The following is a 20,176-nucleotide window of genomic DNA, read 5'->3' on the forward strand; positions in this document are numbered from 1 at the left end:
CCGCACGGCTCCTTCCGTACGAGGACGGCGGCCCGCCCCCGAGGGGGGCGGGCCGCCGTCCTCGTGCGTGGCGGTCAGCCGGTTTCCCGGGTCCTCGGCCGGGCCCGGTGGACGGCGTCCCTCCGGAGGCCGGCCCGCCTCCGGAGACGGGCGCCCCCGCGGAGTCCCGCCCCGGTCCTGAGCTGGGCGCGGGAGATCCGGGCGCGCTGGCCGCCGCCCGCGATCAGGGCGTTGACGGAGGCCATCGGGTCCGCGCCGACCGAGCGGGCGAGCAGGGCGCCCACCACCACCGGTCCGAGGGCCACCGCGAGGGCCGCGCCGGTGGCGGTGACGTGCTGGAGGGGGCGGGTGCGCCGGGCTTCGGAGGTCATGACGACAGTCCAGCAGCGGGCGGGCGGCGGCGCATCGGCCGGCGTACTCAGCCGGCCGTACCGCGCTACTCAGACGCGACCGCGCCGGGGCCCTCCCGGAGCGGGGCGGGCCCGGACGGCGGGCCCGCCGTTCCGTCCCGGCGTACGGTGGGCGGGCGACCGTACGAGCACGAAGGAGCCCCGCCGCCATGGCCGACTACCGGATCGAGACCGTCCGCACGGGATACCGGAACTGGACCGCCCGCAACGAACGGGGCGCGGAGGTGCGGATGGCCGCCGCGGACGACGCCGGCGCGCAGCCCTCGTTCACCCCGGTCGAACTGCTGCTCGCCGCTATGGGCGGCTGCGGCGGGCTGGTGATCGACCGGACCGCGCGGGCGGTGGACCACGACGACCTGCGGATCGTGGTGGAGTCGGTCTCCGGCCCGGAGGACGACGGCCGGGTGGGCCGGATCAGGGTCAGCTACGAGTTCGACCTGCCGGACGGCAACCCGAAGGCGGCGGAGGTGTTCGCGCGCGGAGTGCGCCTGACGCACGAGAAGTTCTGCACGGTGAGCCGGACCGTGGAGCACGGCGCGCGGGTCGAGGCGGTCCTGCCGGACGGCACGGTCGGCTTCGAGGGCTGAGCCGCGGCGGCCGGCCCCGTCACTCCTCGACCGCGCCGCCGATCCGGCGCAGGTGCCGCCGGAAGGTGTACGAGGGGTCCCCGGCCCGGCCCGCCAGATAGGCGTCGAAGCGGGTCTGGTCGCGCAGGGTCTCCCCCGCCTTGACGCGCCGGGCCTGTTCCCGCTCGGTGCGGAAGAGCGAGCGGGCGGCCTCCAGGACGGCCCCGGCCCGGTCGGCCGCCACGAACAGCACCCCCTCGTCGTCGGCGAACACCACGTCGTCCGGGGTCACCTCGTGCTCGCCGAACCGCGCGGAGTCCAGCGCCTCCGGCTCCCGGGGGTCCAGGCGCACGGGGCCGGGGGCGTGGCGCCCGTAGGAGAAGACGGGCAGCCCGATCTCCAGCAGGTCCGGGGTGTCGCGGTGCAGCCCCCAGACGACGACCCCGCCGGCGCCCGCCGCCGCGGCCTCCAGGACGACGAGGTCCCCGACGCAGGCCTCGTCGCGGCGGCCGGCGTTGTCGACGACGAGGACGTCCCCGGGCTCCGCGCGCGTGAGCGCCTCCAGGAACACGTCGACGCTCCCGTGGTGCCGGGCGGGCAGCGCCCGTCCGGCGACCCGCCACCCGTCGGCCACCGGCAGCACCCCGGCGGGGGCGGCGCGCAGCGGTTCGCCGAGCCGTACGCAGGCGTCGGCGACCAGGGGCGTGGAGAGTTCGGCGAAGCCGGCGAGGTCCTTCAGCATCGGGCGTTCCGTTCCGTGACGGGTACTCGGGCCGTCCGCGATGCTATCGGCCGGCGCCCCGTTCCGGGCCGTGTTCCGGGAGCCGCGCCGTCCGCCGGGAGCGGGGTGACGGGCGGTCCGCCGGGCCGGCACGCCCGGGCCCCGGTCCCGGACGCAGTCGTTAGACTCGTGGGGTTCGTGCGCGGCGGCGGGTCCATGCGGGAGGGGGCCGGTGATGTGGTGGGACGCCGACGCCCTGGCGGGAGCGGCCCTCGTCGCCCTGCCCGCCGTGGCGCTCATCGCCGCCGGGGCGGCGCGGAAGGGCCGGGCCGCGCGGCCGTTCGCCGCCTCCCGGGCGCGCCGCTTCGCCCAGCGGGAGTACGCCCGGGACCTGCAGCGGGCGGCGGACCGGGTGATCGCGGCGGCCCGCCGGGCCGCCGGCGAGGGCGAACCGGCGATCGTCACCGTGGAGGCCGTGGTGCGGACGGCCGAGGACCACTACGGGTACTCCGGGGTGGAGCGCCGGCACGCGGCGGCCGCCCTGCGGCGCCGGTACGAGCACGGGCGGTGCGCCGTCGACTGCGTGACCGACGCCTACGGCTGAACGTCCGCCCCGGGAGGGGGCGTCGCGGGCCAGGAAATCACGGTGTCACCGGACTTCCGGGCCGCGTCCAGTTCGGCGCGGTCGGGCGGCTGGGCGCCGGCCCGGGAGACGGTCACGGCCGCCGCCGCCCCGGCCCGCGCGAGCAGCCCCTCCAGCTCGCCGGCGGAGAGGGCGCCGAGGGCCGTCCGGTCCCGTCCGGCCAGGGTGTCCAGGACGGCGGACATGAACGAGTCGCCCGCGCCGACGGTGTCGACGACCGTGGCCGGGGGCGCCCCGGCCGTGACCGCGTGGCGCCGGGTGAGGGCCAGGGAGCCGGCCGCGCCGCGGGTCACCAGGACGACGGTCGGGCCCAGGGCCAGCCAGCGGGCCGCGACGGCGTACGGGTCCTCTTCCGGGTACAGCCAGGCCAGGTCCTCGTCGCTCGCCTTGACCAGGTCCGCGAGGGCGACACAGCGTTCGACGCGGGCGACGGCCCCGCCGTGCTCCCCCATCAGCGCGGGCCGCACGTTGGGGTCGTAACTGACCGTGGCCCGGTCGCGGAACCGTTCGGCCTCGGCGAGGACGGTGTCCGCCCCGGGCGCCATGACGGCGGCGACCGAACCGATGTGCACGTGGGCGGGCGTCTCACCGGGCGGTGCTCCGGTCTCCAGCGTCCAGGCGATGTCGAAGGCGTACGCGGCCCGGCCGTGCGCGTCGAGCCCGACGACCGCCGACGGGGTGCGCGCGGGCGCGCCGCCGGTCTCCACTCGTACGCCCGCGCGCTTCAGACGGTCGCCGATCAGACGCCCGGCGGGGTCGTCGGCGAGCTGGGTGAGCAGGGTGACGTCCCGGCCGAGACGGGCGAGCCCGTACGCGACGTTGGCGGGGCTGCCGCCCGGGTGGACGCGGTCGGCGGCGCCGGAACCCGCCGGGGCGCGGACGATGTCGGCGACGCATTCGCCGATCACCAGGAAGGACATGGACAGGGCTCCTTGGTGTAGGTGTCCCGGGGCGCGGGCGTCCCGGCGGCCGGGGGTGTCCGGCCCGGTGCGGCCACCGGGAAGGGCGGGGCGGGGTGCCCCGGTTCCGTGTCGACGGCACATCATGACCGGTTCCCGGCCGCCTTCCCCGCCCGGCCGCGCGGGGAACGGCCCCGGGCCTCCGCTCCCGGCCCGGTACGCGGGGACCGGCCCCGGCGTGCGCGGTGACTCGCCCGGCGTGCGCGGACCGGCCCGGCGTGCGCGGGCCGGCGCGGGTCAGCGCGTGCCGGGCCGGGGCACCGAGCGCCGCCGGTACAGGACCTGGTGGGCCTCCCACTCCACGAAGGTCTCGGCGTGCCGCAGGCCGACGGCCTCCAGGAGCCGGCGGGAGCGGTGGTTGGCCTCCTGGGTGACCGCGACCACGCTCGGCGCGCTCTCCAGGGCCCGCGCGACGGCCGCGCCGACCGCCTCGCGGGCGTAGCCGCGCCCCCAGTGCTCGGGCAGGAACTGGTACGAGACCTCCGTCTCCCCTCCCCTGCCGCCGTCCTCCACCGTGACCAGGCCCAGCAGGACTCCGTCCTCGGGGCGGATCACGGCGTGGAAGCCGGGCGCCCCGACGATCCGCCGCTGCCGGATGCGGATGACGGGCTCGGTGACGGGGCCGCCGAGGTGGCGCCGTACGTCCGGATCGGTCCACAGCCGCGTCACGGCCGGGAGGTCGCCGCCGCGGACGGGCCGCAGCAGCAGCCGCCCGGTGCGGAACGGCCGCCGCGCCGCCGGGACCGGGTCCTGGGCCGGGGTCGGTGAAGGGGGCATCGAACCATCCTCCCAGCCCCGGTCCGGACGGCCGGACCGGGCCCGGGACGGGCGCGTTCCCCGGACCCGTGGGCCGTCCTCGCACACGCTGACGAAGCCGCCGCACCCTTGTCCGCCCCCGCTCCGCCGCGACCGTCGCCCCCGCGCCCACCGGCCCTTTCGTCTCCCGGACCGCCATTCCCCGCCACGCCCCGCGCCGGGTCGGCCGATAATCGCCGGGCCTTTGGCATATGCCAGGAGCACCACCGAATCGAGTGTTGCCAAATCCCTTACGGGCCGTCCGGGGCTGTGCCACAGTCGTACGCGGGCCTCCTCTTCCCCTCGGCCGCGCCGCGCCTGTATCGGAGTACGACATGCCGTCCCCTCTGTTCGCGGACCGCCCCGCCCAGCCGCCGGAGCCGGGCGCGGTGGACGCGCTGATCTCGCAGACCCGCCGCCTGCGCGGCGAGGTCGACGCCGTGCGCCGGGACGCCGTGGCGGACGAGGACGATCCCCGGCAGCGGTGGCAGCGCGCCCTGTGCGACCTCGCGGTACAGCAACTGGACCAGCTCGGAGCCCAGTTGGGGCAGTTACGGGCCGGGGTTCCGGTGACGGGCACCCCCGGAGGGGCCGGGGAGGAGGCCGGGACCGTCCCCGACACGGCCCTCGCGACCGCTCCCGGCACCGCGTACGGCCGGGACGTCCCGGCACGCACCGGCTCGCTGCTCTCCCGGGTCGGCAGCGCCGAGTGGAACCTGCTCACCGACGAGGTGAGCTGGTCCGAGGAGCTGTACCGGATCTTCGGCCGCACCCGGGAGAACGGCCCGATGTCCCTGGACGAGATGCCCGCGGCGGTCCTCTCCGAGGACCAGCCCGCCCTCCAGGCACTGGTGACGGACTGCCTGATCGACGGGAAGCCGATCGACGGGGAGTTCCGGATCGTACGAACGGACGGACGGGTGCGCACCGTGCACATGACCGGCGAGCCCGTCCTCGACGCCGACGGCTGCACCGCCTCCATGTGGGCCGTCCTCCGTGACGTCAGCGAACTGCGGCGCGGCGAACGGGCGGTGAGGGAGAGCCGGGACGGCCTGGAGCACAGCCGCCGCGCGGAGCGCACCGAACGCCGGGACGCCGCCGGGCCCCGGGAGGCGGCCCTCCCCCCGTGGCACGGCCCGCTCCGCTTCGCCCACGGCGGCCCGGCCCCGCTCGACGTGGCCGCGCGCCACCTTCCGGCCGCGGACACCGGACCGATCGGCGGCGACTGGTACGACGCGCTGGCACTGCCGGACGGGGACGCCCTGCTGGCCGTGGGCGGCCTGACGGACCACGGGATCACCGCGGCCTCCTCGACGGCGATGCTCCTCGGCGCGCTGCGCGGCATGGCCGTCGCCGGAATCCGCCCCGCCGCCCTGATGGGCCACCTCAACCAGCTCCTGGACTCCTCCGCGCAGCCCGCGCTCGGCAGCGCGATGTGCTGCCGGTACGACCCCGCCGCCCGGACCCTGACCTGGGCGCAGGCCGGCCACCCCGCCCCGCTGCTCTTCCGCGACGGGACGGGGCACGTCCTCCGGCGGCCCGAGGGCGTCCTCCTCGGCGCGACGGGCGGCGTCGTGTACGGCGAGGCCGAGACCCGGCTGCTCCCGGGCGACCTCGTCGTCCTGCGCACCGACGGCCCGGCCCGGGACGGCGGCGCGGACGACGACGCGGGCACACGGCGGCTGCTCGCCCTCGGCCCCCGGCTCACCGGGGCACGGGACGCGCAGGAGGGCATGCGGGTGGTGATCGAGGAGTCCGGCGAGGAGCCGCGCGGGGGCGACGCCTGCGTGATGGTGGTCCGGGTCGGCGGCTGAGGCCGCGCGGGCGGGCCGGCCGGACGCACACGCGCCGGTCCGGGGTCTCTCGCGGTCCTTCGTGCTTCCGCTCTCCCCGTCCGCCCCCCCGTTCCGGGACGGAGCCGGTCAGGCCTGCCCGGTCCTCGGACGGTTGGAGGGCGACCGGGACAGGGCCAGCTCGATCTCCTCGCGCAGGACGTCGGTCCTGGCGTAGTCGGCGTACTGGCCGGTGAGCCGGTACATCTCCCGCAGCCGGTCCCAGGTCCGGTGGGACGAGGTGTCCCCCATGGACGTGAGGGCGAGCCGGGCGTACCGGTCGGCCTGTTCCGGGTCGTCGGCGATGAAGCAGGCCGAGGCCATGGAGATGCGGTCGAAGAGCTTCGACCGGTCGTGCCCGTCGCGCCGCAGTTCGAGCGCCAGCTTGGCGTGGCGCTGCGCGGGGATCGCGGCGGCCGGGTCGTGTTCGGCGAGGGTGCGGTAGGCGAGGGCCTCCATGCCGTGCAGGTCGGCCTCGTCGAAGTTCTGCATCCAGTCCGGCGTCCTCTCGTCGCGCCGGTCCGACACGAACAGGTCCTCGGCCTCGCCGAGGGTGCGGCGCATGGCCTGTCCCCGGCCCATCGACGCCTGCGCCCAGGCCTCGATGGTGTGGAACATGGCCCGGGTCCTGGGCAGCAGTTCCCCGCCCGAGCCCGTCCTGGCGAGCTTCATCAGGTCGAGGGCCTCGTCCGGGCGGCCCAGGTGCACCATCTGGCGCGCGGCCCGGGACAGCGCCTCGCCGGCCCGGGGCCGGTCGCCGCTCTCGCGGGCCGCGTGGGCCGCGATGACGAAGTACTTCTGCGCCGTGGGTTCGAGGCCCACGTCGTGGGACATCCAGCCCGCGAGGACGGCGAGGTTGGCGGCGACGCCCCACAGGCGCCGCTGGAGGTGGTCGGCGTGGCGGTAGGCGAGCATGCCGCCCACCTCGTTGAGCTGGCCCACCACGGCCTTGCGCTGGAGACCGCCGCCCCGGGAGGCGTCCCAGGCGCGGAACACCTGCACGGAGTGCTCCAGGGCGTCGATCTCCTCCGCCCCGATGGGAGCGGCCTCGTAGCGGTCGAACCCGGCGGGATCGGCGTGGAGGGGGTCGGTGGCACGCGGAGCGTCGCCCGGTCGGGCGGGGTCGGTCTGCAGCCAGTCGTGCATGGCGTTGCTGAGTACGGAGCCGGCGGCAAGCGCGGCACCCGCGCCCACCAGGCCGCGTCGGTTGAGCATGAGGTCCATTCCCGTGAATTCGGTGAGGACCGCCGCCGTACGATCGGGTGGCCAGGGCAACTGGTCAGGGTTGTCCGTCTTCCTGACGTCCTGCCGTCTCCCGGCGCTCCCGTGTCGTACGAACCCGAGGTCCTCGATGGTCACGACACGGCCGAGTCGCTCGGTGAACAGTGCTGCCAGCACCCGGGGGACGGGATCGCGCGGGGTCTCGCCCCGGTCGATCCACCGCCGCACCCGCGAGGTGTCCGTCGCCAGCTGGGGGTGGCCCATGGCCGCCGCCTGCCGGTTGACGAGTCTCGCGAGTTCGCCCTTGGACCAGCCGGCCAGGCCGAACAGGTCCGCCAGGCGGGTGTTGGTTTCTCCGGTCACGTCTAAGCCCCCAGGTTCTCGGCTGAGTTGACAGTAACCCCCTGTCAGGGGGGTGGCGACTATTCGCCAGGGTTCGCCAGGGTGCGCCCGATGTTCCGCCACCCGCGCCCGGGTGTCGGGTAGGAACGCGCCACCCCGCCCCGTCGACCGGACCTCATTCCCCAGGGTGCGGACCGGGGACGGGCGGGGCGACGCACGCAACTCGTCGGCACACGAAGGGATCTGTCACCCATGTACACAGCATCGTCCTCCGTGTCCGCTCCGCCCCGTCCGCAGTCCCGTGTCGTCCCGGCGGGCGCCGGGCCGTACCTGGCCCCCGTCCCCCAGGCCGTCCGGCCGAGGCGCTGGGCCGGCGGCACCGGCACCCAGCCGGTCAGCGGGAGGATCGACCTCTCGGGCCCCCAGGGGGCGCGGCTGAAGACGGCCATCGCCTCGGTCCACCGCATCTGTCCGGACTTCAAGCCGGTGCAGGTGCTGCGGCGCAGCGGCCGTTCCGTGCTGATCGTCGGGACGACCGGGCGGACCACGGCGGTCGCGAAGTGTTTACTGGACCACTCCCCCGCCTGGGTCGAGCGGTTCCGTCACGAAATAGCTTCCTACCGCACCTTCGTCCGGCACCGTCCGCCGGTGCGGGTGCCCCGGCTGATCGCCGCGGACCCGGAGCACTGCACGCTGGTGATCGAGCGGATGCCCGGACGGGCGGCCGCCCTTTCGCGCCACCCCTCCGAGGCCCCGCCCCGCGCCGACATGCGGGCCGTGCTCGACGCGGTCACCCGGCTCAACGCCTGGCGGCCGCCGGCCGGCACCTTCGACGCCCCGCTGGACTACGGCGCCCGGATCGCCCGCTACCACGAGCTCGGTCTCTTCACCGACCGGGACCGGGACGACCTGCAGATGCTGCTGCACGGCCTGGCGCAGGGGGGCGGCCGTCAGGAGGTGGGCCAGTTCTGCCACGGTGACGCGCTGCTGTCGAACATCCTGCTCTCCCCGACGGGGCCGGTCCTCGTCGACTGGGAGCACGCGGGCTGGTACCTGCCCGGGTACGACCTGGCGACCCTGTGGACGGTGCTCGGCGACGCGCCCCTGGTCCGGCGCCGGATCAGCCGGCACGCCCAGCGGGCGGGCACGGCCTCCCGGGACGCCTTCCTGGTGAACCTGATGATCGTGCTGACGCGGGAGATCCGTACCTACGAGACGGCCGTGCAGCGCACCATCAAGGAGGCGCCTCCGGCCGGGACCGTGCCGGTGCCCTCGGGGAGGCTCGCCCCCGGCGAGGAACAGCGGCTGCTGCTGCGGCGGCTGCACGACGACTGCGCCATGGCCCGGCGGGCCGTGCGCGCGGCGGTCGGGACGCGCTGAGGAAGCGGGTCCGGCCGGTCCCACGGGTCCGGTGTGCCGTGTCCCGGTGCCGACACACCGGGACACGGCACACCGGCTCCTCCGCCCGTCCCCGTCCTGCGTCCCTCCTCCAGTGGTCCACTCCAGTGACGCGTCCCAGGCCCGGGGCCCGTCTCCGCGAAAGTCCGCCGCCCGGCCTCCATCCCCGCTCTGACGTGGGAACTTCTTTCCCGGCAGGCGTGATTGACGGATCGTCCGGGAGCCGATACCCCTGTACGGGTCCGGCCCCGCACCCCTCCGCGTCACCCCACGCCCCTGGAGGCCGCCTTGCCCCGTTCCGCGTCCCGCAGACGTACGTCACCGATCCGCGTCCCCAGGGCGGCGGGCGCCCTGGCGTCCGCCGCCCTGCTGTTCCCCCTGCTGTCCGCCGCGCCGCCCGCCGGGGCCGACGCCCCCCGGGCCGGCACCCTCCAGGAGCAGTTCGCGCGGGCGGCGGCGCGCCACGGCGTTCCCGAGAGCGTGCTGCTCGCGGTCTCGTACCTCCAGTCGCGGTGGGACGGCCACGCCGGCGCGCCGAGCGTGACCGGCGGATACGGGCCGATGCACCTGACGGACGCGGCGACGGCCCTGACCCGGGCCGCACCGCACCACTCGGACGGCACGGAGGACGCGCGCGGGGACTCCTCGCGCCCGGCGCGCACGGAGGCGCCGGCGCCCTCCCCCTCCCGGCTGCCCGCGCGGCTGCGGACCCTGGAGCGGGCGTCCGCGCTGTCCGGCATCCCGGCCGAGGAGCTGCGCACGGAGACGGCCGCCAACATCGAGGGCGGCGCGGCCCTGCTCGCCGCGGCACAGCGGGAGGCCGGGCTGCCCGCGAGCACGGACCCGGCCGGCTGGTACGGGGCGGTGGCGCGGTACTCCGGCGCGGACGACTCGGCGACGGCGACGACGTACGCCGACGACGTGTTCGGCGTGATCAGGTCCGGGGAGACGCGGACGACGGACAGCGGACAGGTGGTGACGCTCCGGGCCGATCCGTCGGTCGCGCCCGCCACGGAGCAGGTGGGGGCCCTGGGCCTGCGCCGGCCCGCCGGCGGGCCGGTGGAGTGCCCGCGGACGGTGGCCTGCGAGTGGGTCCCCGCGCCGTACGAGGAGTTCGGCGACGGCGACTACGGCAACCACGACAAGGCGGACCGGCCCGTCTCCCAGTCCGTCGACTACATCGTGATCCACGACACCGAGGCCACCTGGGACGTCACCCTGGACCTGGTGCGGGACCCGGCGTACGTGTCGTGGCAGTACTCGCTGCGCTCCTCCGACGGGCACGTCGCGCAGCACCTGTCGCTGAAGGACGTCGGCTGGCACGCGGGCAACTGGTTCGTGAACGCCAAGTCGGTGGGCCTGGAGCACGAGGGGTTCCTGACCGCGCCGGACTCCTGGTACACGGAGGCCATGTACCGGTCGTCGGCGCGGCTCGTGCGGTACCTCGCCGGCCGGTACGGCATCCCGCTGGACCGGCAGCACGTCCTGGGCCACGACAACGTGCCGGGCACGGTGACGTCCTCGATCAGGGGCATGCACACGGACCCGGGCCCGTACTGGGACTGGGCGCACTACTTCCGGCTGCTCGGCCGTCCGATCGTCCCGAGCGCGGGTCCGCGCGCGGGCGTGGTGACGATCCGGCCCGACTACGACGCCCACCGGCCGGTCTACACGGGCTGCGCGAAGGCCGGGGAGGCGTGCGCGCCGCACGGCAGCGGGGCGGTGCGGCTGCACACCGCGCCGAGCGCCGACGCGCCGCTGGTGAAGGACGTCGGGCTGAGGCCGGGCGGCGAGGACTCCACGACCGGTGTCAACGACACCGGGGCGCGTGCCTCGACGGGGCAGAGCTTCGCGGTGGCGGAGCGCCGGGGCGACTGGACGGCGGTCTGGTACCTCGGGCAGAAGGCGTGGTTCCACGATCCGCGCCGGCGGCCGGCGGCGGTGAACGCGCGGGGACTCGTCCTCACCCCGCGTCCGGGCCTCACGGAGGTGCCGGTGTACGGGCGGGCCTATCCGGAGGCCTCGGCCTATCCGGCGGGCGTGCCGGTGCAGGCGGTCTCACCGCTGCCGTACAGGCTTCTCGCCGGTCAGCGGTACGTGGTGGGTGACCGCGTCCCGGGCGAGTACTTCTTCGCTCCGACGTTCGATACTTCCGGGCACCGGGTCGTCCGGGGCCAGGAGGAGTACTACGAGATCCAGTTCGGCCATCGGGTCGCCTTTGTGAAGGCGGCTGACGTGCGGGTTTTCCGGCTCTAGCGGGAAGGCGGCCGAAAGTCGCGGGGTGGTGCCGGACGCCGGGTCCGGCGCCACCCCGTCCCCGTTCATACGACTATTCGGGAGACCGCGCGCGCCGTGCGGACGAGGGGTAAGGCTGGGCCGGTCGGACCCCTCGCACACCGGAAGGCACCCCCGCACATGCCACAGCCCTTCGTCATGCCGGATTTCTACGTTCCGTATCCGGCACGCCTCAACCCCCATGTCGAGGCCGCCCGTACGCACACGCGTGACTGGGCGAGGGAGATGGGGATGCTGGAGGGCTCGGGGATCTGGGAGGAACACGACCTCCAGGCCCACGACTACGCGCTGCTCTGCGCCTACACCCACCCCGACTGCGACGAGGACGCGCTCAACCTCGTCACCGACTGGTACACCTGGGTCTTCTTCTTCGACGACCACTTCCTGGAGACCTTCAAGCGCTCCCAGGACCGGGAGGGCGGCAAGGCCTACCTGGACCGGCTGCCGCTGTTCATGCCGGCCGACCCGGCCGCCGCGCCCGAGCCGGCCAACCCGGTCGAGGCGGGGCTCGCGGACCTGTGGCTGCGGACCGTGCCCTCGATGTCCGACGGCTGGCGGACACGGTTCGCGGAGGCCACGGAGCACCTGCTGTACGAGTCGCTGTGGGAGCTCGACAACATCAACGAGGGGCGCGTCGCCAATCCCGTCGAGTACATCGAGATGCGCCGCAAGGTGGGCGGCGCGCCCTGGTCGGCGGGGCTCGTCGAGTACGCGGCGGGGGCGGAGGTCCCGGACCGGGTGGCGCGCTCCCGGCCGCTGTGCGTGCTGCGGGACACCTTCTCGGACGCCGTGCACCTGCGCAACGACCTCTTCTCGTACCAGCGCGAGGTGGAGGACGAGGGCGAGAACAGCAACGGCGTCCTGGTCCTGGAGCGGTTCCTCGGCTGCACGACGCAGGAGGCGGCGAACGCGGTCAACGACCTGCTGACCTCGCGGCTCCAGCAGTTCGAGAACACGGCCCTCACCGAAGTGCCGCTGCTCGCCGCCGAGAAGGGCCTCTCGCCGGCGGAGTGCGCGGCCGTCGCGGCCTACGCGAAGGGCCTCCAGGACTGGCAGTCCGGCGGCCACGAGTGGCACATGCGCTCCAGCCGGTACATGAACGAGGGCATGGTCGGCGGGGCCGCGCACCTGGACGGGGTCATCGGCACCTCCGCCCTGGACGTCCGGAACCTCTTCGGGCGTCCGGCGGCCTCCCGGCTGCGGACGCTCACCCACGTGCCCCACCAGTACGTGGGGCCCTCGCTGCTGCCGGAGTTCGACCTGCCGTACCCGCTGACGCTCAGCCCGCACCACCGGGAGGCGAAGCGGCTCTCGGAGGACTGGGCCGAACGGATGGGGCTCCTGGACTTCCTCTGGGACCGTCCGATGCTGGACGGCTTCGACCTGGCGCTCTGCGCGGCGGGGCTCGACCCCGACGCCACCCCGGAGGAGCTCGAACTCAGCTCCGAGTGGCTCATCTGGGGGACGTACGGGGACGACTACTACCCGATGGTCTTCGGCCGGCCGCGCGACCTGACCGGCGCGAAGGAGCAGACCGAACGGTTCAAGGCCTGCATGCCGCTGGAGGACCCGGCGCTGGGGGCGGCGCTCGCCGTCAACCCGCTGGAACGCTCGCTGGCCGACCTCTGGGCGCGGACGGCCGGTCCGATGACGCCGGAGGCGCGCGGCCAGCTGCGGTACGCGCTCGACGCCATGCTGGACAGCTGGCTGTGGGAGTTGCACAACCAGGCGCAGCACCGGGTGCCCGACCCGGTCGACTACATCGAGATGCGGCGCTCCACCTTCGGTTCGGAGCTGACCACCCTGCTCTGCCGGCTGCGGCACGCCGACGTGCTGCCGCCCGCCCTCTACCGGACGGGCACGGTGCGCGCCCTGGAGCGGTCGGTGATGGACTACGCGACGCTCCTCAACGACCTCTTCTCGTACCAGAAGGAGATCGAGGTCGAGGGGGAGGTGCACAACGGCGTCCTGGTGCTCCAGAAGTTCTTCGACTGCGACTACCCGACGGCGGTCGCCATGGTGGACGACCTGATGCGGGGCCGTCTGCGCCAGTACGAGCACGTCAAGAAGCACGAAGTGCCGCTGCTCTACGAGGACTTCGGGCTCGACGCGGAGGGCAGGGAGGCCTTCGGCGCGTATCTGCGGGAGCTGGAGGACTGGCTCGCCGGCATCCTCAACTGGCACCGGGGGGTGCGGCGTTACCGTGCCGAGGACGTGCACTCGGGCGCCGGGACGACGCTGCTGCGGCACGGGCCGAAGGGGCTGGGGACCTCGGCCGCGCGGGTGACGGAACTGCTCGGCTCCGTGCGCCGCTGACACGACACGGGGCGGCCCCGGGAGTCCTCTCCGGGGCCGCCCCGCGACGGGTTAGGGCTCCGTCCGGCGGGGCGGGGCCGGGCGCTCCTCAGGGGCGGCGGCCGCGCAGTTCGTCGAGTTCGCGGCGCTCGCGCTTGGTGGGTCGCCCGGCGCCCCGGTCGCGCACGGCGGCGACCGCGACGTGCTCGCGCGGCGGCGGGGGCGGACTGTTGTCGACGTACGCCTCGGCGGCGACCGGCGGGCCGATCCGCTTGGTGTGCAGCTCCTTGACCTCGACGATCCGTTCCCGGCCGCCGTGGAAGAGCCGGACCTCGTCACCGGGCTTCACCGGCTGGGAGGGCTTGGCCCGTTCGCCGTTGACCTTGACGTGCCCGGCCCGGCAGGCCGCCGCGGCCTGGGAGCGGGTCTTGGTCAGACGGACCGCCCAGATCCAGCTGTCGACGCGCGCACTCATCGGCCCCGCTCCCCCGGTCAGCCCTGCTGGAACAGTTCGGCCGGCAGCGGCTTGAGCAGCGCGTACAGGTCGTCGGTGATCGGCCGGTCCCAACTGGCGATCGTCACCAGGACGTTGTCGCTGCGGTCGAACTGGACGCAGGAGATGCGGCTCTCGGAGAGCTTGAGGCGGCGCACGATGAGGAGGTTGTCGCCCTGCATGACCGGGACGTCCTCGGTGTCGACCACCTCGACCGGCTCGTCGTTCTCCAGGGCGGCGAGGAGCTGCGCCACCTCGAAGGGGATCTGGCCGTCCGCGAGCTCGCGCGCCGGGGAGCCCTCCGGCAGGTTGCCGATGATCATCGCGGGACCGCGGCCGCCGAACAGGTCGTACCGGAGGAACACTCCCTGGCAGGTGCCGTCGGGCGCGGGCAGCAGACCGGCGCCGAGATTGCCGGGCCAGTCTCCCGGGTCCATGGCCAGGACGTCGAAGTCCGGGCCCGCGGGTGTGGCGGCGCTGCGGCGGCGGAGGAAGGACATACGGCCATGGTACGTGCCCCGGGGCGTGGCGCGACGCGTCGGGCGGGGCCGGTCGGGGGTCACCCGGGCGGCGGCCCGGACGCGGGAGGGACCGCCGTACCGGAGGGTGCGGCTCCGTGCCGGGGCGGCGGCCGGGCACGGGGCCGCGCCCCCGGCACGGAGGACCGGGGCGCGCGGCGCGCGGACGGCGCGGGCGGCGGCCGTGGTGCCCGAACCCCCTCCGGGCGGGCGGGTGTTCGGCCGGGCTCGCGGCGCGGGCGAGGTGCCCGGCCCCGATCGTGACGGGACGGACGCCGGGAACGGATCTCGCCGGGAGCGCCGCGCGATACGGTGGGGGCCGCCCCGGCCCTCCCGACTCCCCGAGGAATCGTTCCACCGTGCCCGACAACCGAGAATCCGCCCTGCGCGGTGACTGCGCGAACTGCTTCGGGCTGTGCTGCGTGGCCCTGCCCTTCGCCAGGTCGGCGGACTTCGCCGTGGACAAAACCTCCGGCGAGCCCTGCCGGAACCTCGCGGAGGACTTCCGCTGCGGCGTCCACGCCCGGCTGCGGCCGAGCGGCTTCCAGGGCTGCACGGTGTACGACTGCTTCGGCGCGGGCCAGCGGGTGTCCCAAGTGACCTTCGGCGGCGTCTCGTGGCGCGAGGCGCCGGAGACGGCCCGGCAGATGTACGAGGTGTTCCCGGTGGTGCGCCAGCTCCACGAGCTGCTGCGCTACCTCACGGAGGCCCTGGAGCTCCGGGCCGCCCGGCCCGTCCACGCGGAGGTGCGGGCGGCGCTCGCCCGCGTCGAGGCGTTCGCGGAGGGCACGCCGGAGGAGCTGGAGGAACTGGACGTGGCCGCCGTGCGGGCCGGGGTGAACCCGCTGCTGCTCAGGACGAGCGAGCTGGTCCGCGCCACGGCGGGCGGCCGGCCGAAGAGCCGGCGCGGGGCGGACCTGATCGGCAGGCGGCTGCGCGGGGCGGCCCTGCGGGGCGCGGACCTGCGCGGGGCGCTGCTCATCGCCGCCGACCTGACCGGGGCCGATCTGACGCTGGCCGACCTGATCGGCGCCGACCTGCGGGACGCCGACCTGTCGGGGGCGGACCTGACGGACGCCCTCTTCCTCACGCAGCCCCAGCTGAACGCGGCCCGGGGCGACGCCGCCACCCGCCTCCCGGCGGGCTTCGAACGTCCCGGGCACTGGAAGGCCTGAGGGCCGGGACCGGCCTTCCGGCGCGCCGGAAGGCCGGGACGGGGCGGGCGCCCGGCGTTCAGACCTCGTAGGTGTACGGCGTCGTGGTGGTCAGCGGCCGGAAACCGAGGCGCAGCAGGATCGGGCGGCTGGTGTCCGCCGCGTCGACCTGGACGTAGCGGTGGCCGTGGGCGGCGGCGACGCGGGCGCGGTAGGAGACGAGGGCCCGGTAGAGGCCCCGGCCGCGCCACTCCTCGACGGTGCCGCCGCCCCAGAGGCCGGCGAAATCGGTGCCGGGGAAGAGTTCGAGGCGGGCCGCGCTCACCGGTTCGCCGTCCGCGAGGGCGACGACGGCGGCGACGGCGCCGGGATCGGCCGCGAGCCGGTCCAGGAGCCGACGGCCGATGTGGGCGCTGTCGGTGCCGAAGGCGCGTTCGTGGACCTCGACCACCTGGCGCACGCCGGTCCCGTCGGTGACGGTGCGGAGTTCGACGCCTTCGGGCAGGGGGACCTCCCGGGGCAGGGCTGCCGCCTCGGCGACCATCAGGGTCTCGGGGGGCCCGGCGGTGAAGCCCGCCGCGCGCAGCCGGTCCCCGAGGCCGACGGGGGTGTCGTGCGCGTACAGCTTCCACTCGAAGGACAGGCCGGCGGCCCGGTAGTGGCCGATCTGCGCGGCGACGGCGGCGTCCGCGGTGGAGGCGTCGAGACCGGACCAGAGGACGCCGTTCCACGCGTGGGCGGGGCCGGTCTGGCGGACGACGCCCCCGGCGTGTTCGACGCGGCAGCCGGGCCCGTCGGGGCGGGCCCCGCGGCGCATCCGGAGGTCGTACAGGTCGCGGAGGTGCTGGGATTCCATGGCGGTCACTCCAGCACCCCCGCCGGGGTCCGGCAACGGGTTTGGGACGGGGGCGGGTGGCGGTGCCCCGGTGGGGCCCCGCCGGGGCCCGGGGTGCCGGGCCCGGTCGCCGGTTCCTCGTGCGCGGCCCCTTGCCAAGCCCCCCGTTCCTCCGGTTTTACTGACCCGGAGCAGATCTACCGAATGATCGGTCGGCAGATCGGGGAACGCGGAGGAGCGGCGCATGACGGAACTGCTGGACAGCGGCGAACGGCTCGGGCGCGAGGCGCTGGAGGCCCTCCAGCTGGAGCGGCTGCGCGCGACCCTGCGCCACGCGTACGGGAACGTGGAGTTCTACCGCCGCTCCTTCGACGCGGCCGGAGTGACCCCGGACGACTGCCGTACGCTCGCGGACCTGGCCCGCTTCCCCTTCACCGTCAAGTCGGACCTGCGCGACCAGTACCCCTTCGGCATGTTCGCCGTCGACGGGTCCCGCGTCCGGCGCGTCCACGCCTCCAGCGGCACCACCGGCCTGCCCACCGTCGTCGGCTACACCGACGGCGACCTGGACGTCTGGGCGGACGTGGTGGCCCGCTCCCTGCGCGCCGCCGGGGTGCGCCCCGGGCACAAGGTGCACGTGGCCTACGGGTACGGCCTGTTCACCGGCGGGCTCGGCGCCCACTACGGCGCGGAACGCCTCGGCTGTACGGTGATCCCCGCCTCGGGCGGGATGACGGCCCGGCAGGTGCGGCTCGTCCAGGACCTCCGGCCCGACGTGATCATGGTGACCCCCTCGTACATGCTGACGCTCCTCGACGAGTTCGAGCGGCAGGGCGTGGACCCCCGGTCGACCTCCCTGAAGGTGGGCGTCTTCGGGGCGGAACCGTGGACGGAGGGGATGCGCGCGGAGATCGAGGAGCGGTTCGCGATCGACGCGGTCGACATCTACGGCCTGTCGGAGGTGATGGGGCCGGGCGTGGCACAGGAGTGCGTGGAGACCAAGGACGGCCCGCACATCTGGGAGGACCACTTCTATCCGGAGGTCGTGGACCCCTTCACGGGCGAGGTGCTGCCGGACGGGGAGAAGGGGGAACTGGTCTTCACCTCGCTCACCAAGGAGGCCATGCCGGTGATCCGCTACCGGACCCGGGACCTGACCCGGCTGCTGCCGGGGACCGCGCGGGCGTTCCGGCGGATGGAGAGGGTCACCGGGCGCAGCGACGACATGATCGTCCTGCGCGGGGTGAACCTCTTCCCCACCCAGATCGAGGAGGTCGTGCTCCGCACCCCGGGCCTGGCCCCGCACTTCCAGCTCCGGCTGACGCGGGAGGGCCGGCTCGACGCCCTGACCGTACGGGTCGAGGCCCGGGCGGACGCGACGGGCGGGGAGCGGGCGGAGGCGGCCCGGGCCGTCGCGGCGGCGGTCAAGGACGGGATCGGGGTGTCGGTGGAGGTCGAGGTGGTCGATCCCGGGACGCTGGAGCGGTCGGTGGGCAAGATCAGGAGGATCGTGGACCTGCGGGCGTCCGGCCGGGGCGAGCCCGCGCGGCCGTGACGCCCGCCGCCGTCAGCCCAGGAAGCCGGTCAGGCGCGCGTCGAGCGGCTCCGGCACGGTGAGCGGCAGGGAGTGGTGGGTGGCCCCGGGAAGGAGGGCCACCTCGGCGCGCGGAAGCACGCGGCGGACCCGGGCGGCGACCGCGGCGGCGTCGTGGGCGCGGCTGCGCTCCGCCAGTACGACCAGGACCGGCATGCCCAGGCCGGCGGCCCGGGGCCGGCCCCCGGCGACGAGCTTGCGGCCGGGGACGGTGGAGGCCAGCGCGTAGAGGCGCTGCCAGGTCTCGTCCGGGCGGGTGCCCGCCGTCTCCCAGGCCAGGAAGGCACGGGCGCGGGCCTCGCCGGGGCGGACCAGGACGGGCAGGGCGCGCAGCAGGTAGCCGGGGCGGAACCCGGCGAAGACCTGGGTGGGGTCGACGAGGGCGAGGCGGTCGACCCGCTCCGGCGCGCGCAGCGCGTACCGGGTGGCCAGCCAGGCGCCGTACGAATGGCCGCACAGGTGCGTACGGGTGAGGGCGAGGCCGTCCAGGAGCGCGTCCAGCCAGGCCGTCAGGTCGTCGGCGCCCTTCAGGGGCCGGCCCCGGCGTTCGGTGCGTCCGGCGTCGCCCAGGAGGTCGACCGCGTGGACCCGGTACCGTTCGCCGAGGGCGTGCGCGTTGGCGAACCAGACCAGTCCGGTGGCGGAACCGCCGGGCAGCAGCACCAGCGGAGGACCGTCCGCCGGTCCGCAGACGTGGACCCGGGTGGGCCCGTACGGGGTGGCGACGTCCCGTTCCTCGGTGGACCCGGGCCAGCGGGCGCGGAGTTCGTCGTAGGCGAGGTCGAAGGCGGACGGGGACACGGGCATTCCTCTCGCCGGGCGATAATCTCGTTGAGCGAGATGATATGCGGGTGAAGCGTTTTCGAGGAGAGCGGATGGACGACGGAAATCCGGCGATGGGGCTGGTGCGCCTGCTGCGCGCGGTCACCGTGGAGTTCGACCTGCTGGGCGCCGAGTTCGCCGCGCGCGAGGGGCTGCACCCCACCGACGTGCGGGCGCTGATCCACCTGCTGGACGCGGCGCGGGACGGCACCCGGGCCACGCCCGGGTGGCTGGGCGAGCGGCTGCGGCTGAACTCCGCCGGGACCACCGCCCTGGTGGACCGGCTGGAACGGCTCGGACTCGTCCGGCGCGACCGGGACACGGCGGACCGGCGACGCGTCCTCCTCCGGGTGGAGGAGAAGGCCACCGCGCTCGGGCAGGCCTTCTTCGGGCCGGCCATCGGCGAGGTGGTGAGGGCCGCGGAGGAACTCGGACCGGAGGAGCTGGAGACCGTGCGCCGCTTCCTGGCCTCGGTGCTCGAATCCACCGGACGGATGCGCTCCGCCTGACGGGCCGGACCGGGGCGGGGCCGGCCCGAACGGACGGGCCGGACCGGGGCAGGACGGACCGGGGCCGGGCCCGGGCAGGGCGGCGCGGACCCGGTCAGGACGGACCGGGCCGGTCAGAACGGGTCGGGGCCGGTCAGGACGGCGTGAACCCGGGCGCGCGGCGGGCCGGCGCGTCCGCGGTCCCGTGGGAGGGGCCGCCGGGCGGGGTCAGGGAGTGTGCCGCCGGCCGTCGTCCGGAACCGCGCGGTGGTGGAAACGGCGGTGCAGTTCGCGCACTTCGTCCGCCGGGCCGGGGACCGGGCCGTGGACCGGCAGGCCGGGCAGCACGTCGCCGACCGCCAGCGGGCGGACCGGGGAGGGCGGCACTCCCCACGCGGCGAGCCATGCGGCGAGCTGGGCGGCGGAGTGCGCGTAGACGATGCGGCCGAGCCCGGCCCACCCGTGCGCGGCGGAGCACATCGGGCAGTGCTCCCCCGAGGTGAACACCGTGGTGCCCGCCCGCCGTTCCGCGGGCACGTTGGCGACGGCCCACCGCGCCAGCGCGAACTCCGGGTGGCGCGTGGGGTCGGCCAGGCTGTGCACGCGGTTCCGGTCCTCGGCCAGGACGCGTCCGTCGGCGTCGACCAGGACCGACCCGAAGGGTTCGTCCCCGGCTCCGAGGGCTTCCGCGGCCAGTTCCACCGCCCTGCGCAGGTGGGACAGTTCGCCGTCGGTCAGGCCTGCGGTCGTCAAGGTCCTGCTCCTCGCCATCCGGTGCTTCGCGTCCGTGGTCCC

The 20,176-nt window shown here is 75.4% G+C and carries 19 protein-coding genes; 9 read left to right on the forward strand and 10 right to left on the reverse strand.

What is annotated here, in order from left to right; translation table 11 throughout:
- Window positions 1-74 precede the first annotated feature (74 nt).
- Window positions 75-371 (reverse strand): hypothetical protein, encoded by a 297-nt coding sequence (locus ACZ3IL_RS27720; protein WP_467394652.1) that lies wholly within the window; start codon window positions 369-371, stop codon window positions 75-77.
- Window positions 372-559: 188 nt separating this feature from the next.
- Here ACZ3IL_RS27720 and ACZ3IL_RS27725 point away from each other — a divergent pair, with 188 nt between their 5' ends.
- The gene (locus ACZ3IL_RS27725; RefSeq protein WP_467394654.1) at window positions 560-997 is read left to right on the forward strand and encodes an OsmC family protein; all 438 of its coding nucleotides are present in this window, start codon (window positions 560-562) and stop codon (window positions 995-997) included.
- A 19-nt stretch (window positions 998-1,016) separates the two neighbouring features.
- Here ACZ3IL_RS27725 and ACZ3IL_RS27730 read toward each other — a convergent pair whose 3' ends face one another.
- A complete protein-coding gene (locus tag ACZ3IL_RS27730) occupies window positions 1,017-1,718 on the reverse strand; it encodes an RraA family protein (RefSeq protein WP_467394656.1) in 702 nt (233 codons plus the stop codon).
- Between the two features lie 214 nt (window positions 1,719-1,932).
- On the opposite strand from ACZ3IL_RS27730, the gene ACZ3IL_RS27735 reads away from it, so the two are divergent.
- Window positions 1,933-2,301: a hypothetical protein gene (locus ACZ3IL_RS27735; RefSeq protein WP_467394658.1), complete on the forward strand. Its 369-nt coding sequence runs from the start codon at window positions 1,933-1,935 to the stop codon at window positions 2,299-2,301.
- Here the strand turns inward: ACZ3IL_RS27735 and ACZ3IL_RS27740 are convergent.
- Together ACZ3IL_RS27740 and ACZ3IL_RS27745 are read right to left on the reverse strand one after the other, a co-directional pair.
- Window positions 2,292-3,260 (reverse strand): carbohydrate kinase family protein, encoded by a 969-nt coding sequence (locus ACZ3IL_RS27740; RefSeq protein WP_467394660.1) that lies wholly within the window; start codon window positions 3,258-3,260, stop codon window positions 2,292-2,294. The two genes, ACZ3IL_RS27735 and ACZ3IL_RS27740, sit on opposite strands and share 10 nt — an antisense overlap.
- 276 nt (window positions 3,261-3,536) lie before the next feature.
- Window positions 3,537-4,076 (reverse strand): GNAT family N-acetyltransferase, encoded by a 540-nt coding sequence (locus tag ACZ3IL_RS27745; RefSeq protein WP_467394662.1) that lies wholly within the window; start codon window positions 4,074-4,076, stop codon window positions 3,537-3,539.
- A 353-nt stretch (window positions 4,077-4,429) separates the two neighbouring features.
- Between ACZ3IL_RS27745 and ACZ3IL_RS27750 the strand changes: the two genes are divergently transcribed.
- On the forward strand, window positions 4,430-5,908 hold the full coding sequence (locus tag ACZ3IL_RS27750) for a PP2C family protein-serine/threonine phosphatase (RefSeq protein WP_467394664.1): 1,479 nt from the start codon (window positions 4,430-4,432) through the stop codon (window positions 5,906-5,908).
- A 108-nt stretch (window positions 5,909-6,016) separates the two neighbouring features.
- On the opposite strand, the gene ACZ3IL_RS27755 is transcribed toward ACZ3IL_RS27750, so the two are convergent.
- Entirely contained in the window at window positions 6,017-7,510 is a 1,494-nt protein-coding gene (locus tag ACZ3IL_RS27755) for a DNA-binding protein NsdB (RefSeq protein WP_467394666.1), read from the reverse strand.
- A gap of 231 nt (window positions 7,511-7,741) precedes the next feature.
- Between ACZ3IL_RS27755 and ACZ3IL_RS27760 the strand changes: the two genes are divergently transcribed.
- The 3 genes from ACZ3IL_RS27760 to ACZ3IL_RS27770 all read left to right on the forward strand — a co-directional run bounded on the left by ACZ3IL_RS27760 (window position 7,742) and on the right by ACZ3IL_RS27770 (window position 13,498).
- Complete coding sequence (locus ACZ3IL_RS27760; protein WP_467394667.1) at window positions 7,742-8,869, forward strand: aminoglycoside phosphotransferase family protein; 1,128 nt, start codon at window positions 7,742-7,744, stop codon at window positions 8,867-8,869.
- Between the two features lie 306 nt (window positions 8,870-9,175).
- Window positions 9,176-11,143 carry an N-acetylmuramoyl-L-alanine amidase gene (locus ACZ3IL_RS27765; protein WP_467394669.1) on the forward strand — a complete coding sequence of 656 codons (1,968 nt, stop codon included), beginning with the start codon at window positions 9,176-9,178 and terminating at the stop codon, window positions 11,141-11,143.
- Between the two features lie 159 nt (window positions 11,144-11,302).
- Window positions 11,303-13,498, forward strand: a complete 2,196-nt coding sequence (locus ACZ3IL_RS27770) for a terpene synthase family protein (protein ID WP_467394671.1) — start codon at window positions 11,303-11,305, stop codon at window positions 13,496-13,498.
- 88 nt (window positions 13,499-13,586) lie between these two features.
- Here the strand turns inward: ACZ3IL_RS27770 and ACZ3IL_RS27775 are convergent, their stop codons facing one another.
- On the reverse strand, window positions 13,587-13,952 hold the full coding sequence (locus ACZ3IL_RS27775) for an RNA-binding S4 domain-containing protein (RefSeq protein ID WP_467394673.1): 366 nt from the start codon (window positions 13,950-13,952) through the stop codon (window positions 13,587-13,589).
- A 17-nt stretch (window positions 13,953-13,969) separates the two neighbouring features.
- On the reverse strand, window positions 13,970-14,470 hold the full coding sequence (locus tag ACZ3IL_RS27780; RefSeq protein WP_467394675.1) for a hypothetical protein: 501 nt from the start codon (window positions 14,468-14,470) through the stop codon (window positions 13,970-13,972).
- 377 nt (window positions 14,471-14,847) lie between these two features.
- Between ACZ3IL_RS27780 and ACZ3IL_RS27785 the strand changes: the two genes are divergently transcribed.
- Entirely contained in the window at window positions 14,848-15,663 is an 816-nt protein-coding gene (locus ACZ3IL_RS27785; RefSeq protein ID WP_467394677.1) for a pentapeptide repeat-containing protein, read from the forward strand.
- Window positions 15,664-15,721: 58 nt separating this feature from the next.
- Here ACZ3IL_RS27785 and ACZ3IL_RS27790 read toward each other — a convergent pair whose 3' ends face one another.
- The gene (locus ACZ3IL_RS27790) at window positions 15,722-16,498 is read right to left on the reverse strand and encodes a GNAT family N-acetyltransferase (RefSeq protein ID WP_467394679.1); all 777 of its coding nucleotides are present in this window, start codon (window positions 16,496-16,498) and stop codon (window positions 15,722-15,724) included.
- A 223-nt stretch (window positions 16,499-16,721) separates the two neighbouring features.
- Between ACZ3IL_RS27790 and paaK the strand changes: the two genes are divergently transcribed.
- The gene (paaK, locus tag ACZ3IL_RS27795; protein ID WP_467394681.1) at window positions 16,722-18,032 is read left to right on the forward strand and encodes a phenylacetate--CoA ligase PaaK; all 1,311 of its coding nucleotides are present in this window, start codon (window positions 16,722-16,724) and stop codon (window positions 18,030-18,032) included.
- A gap of 12 nt (window positions 18,033-18,044) precedes the next feature.
- On the opposite strand, the gene ACZ3IL_RS27800 is transcribed toward paaK, so the two are convergent.
- On the reverse strand, window positions 18,045-18,878 hold the full coding sequence (locus tag ACZ3IL_RS27800) for an alpha/beta fold hydrolase (protein WP_467394683.1): 834 nt from the start codon (window positions 18,876-18,878) through the stop codon (window positions 18,045-18,047).
- 68 nt (window positions 18,879-18,946) lie between these two features.
- On the opposite strand from ACZ3IL_RS27800, the gene ACZ3IL_RS27805 reads away from it, so the two are divergent.
- Window positions 18,947-19,402, forward strand: coding sequence for a MarR family winged helix-turn-helix transcriptional regulator (locus ACZ3IL_RS27805; RefSeq protein WP_467394685.1), 456 nt, complete (start codon window positions 18,947-18,949; stop codon window positions 19,400-19,402).
- Window positions 19,403-19,609: 207 nt separating this feature from the next.
- Here the strand turns inward: ACZ3IL_RS27805 and ACZ3IL_RS27810 are convergent, their stop codons facing one another.
- Window positions 19,610-20,134, reverse strand: coding sequence for a nucleoside deaminase (locus ACZ3IL_RS27810; protein WP_467394687.1), 525 nt, complete (start codon window positions 20,132-20,134; stop codon window positions 19,610-19,612).
- Window positions 20,135-20,176 lie beyond the last annotated feature (42 nt).

It is taken from the genome of Streptomyces sp. NPDC014907 (genome assembly GCF_055562975.1).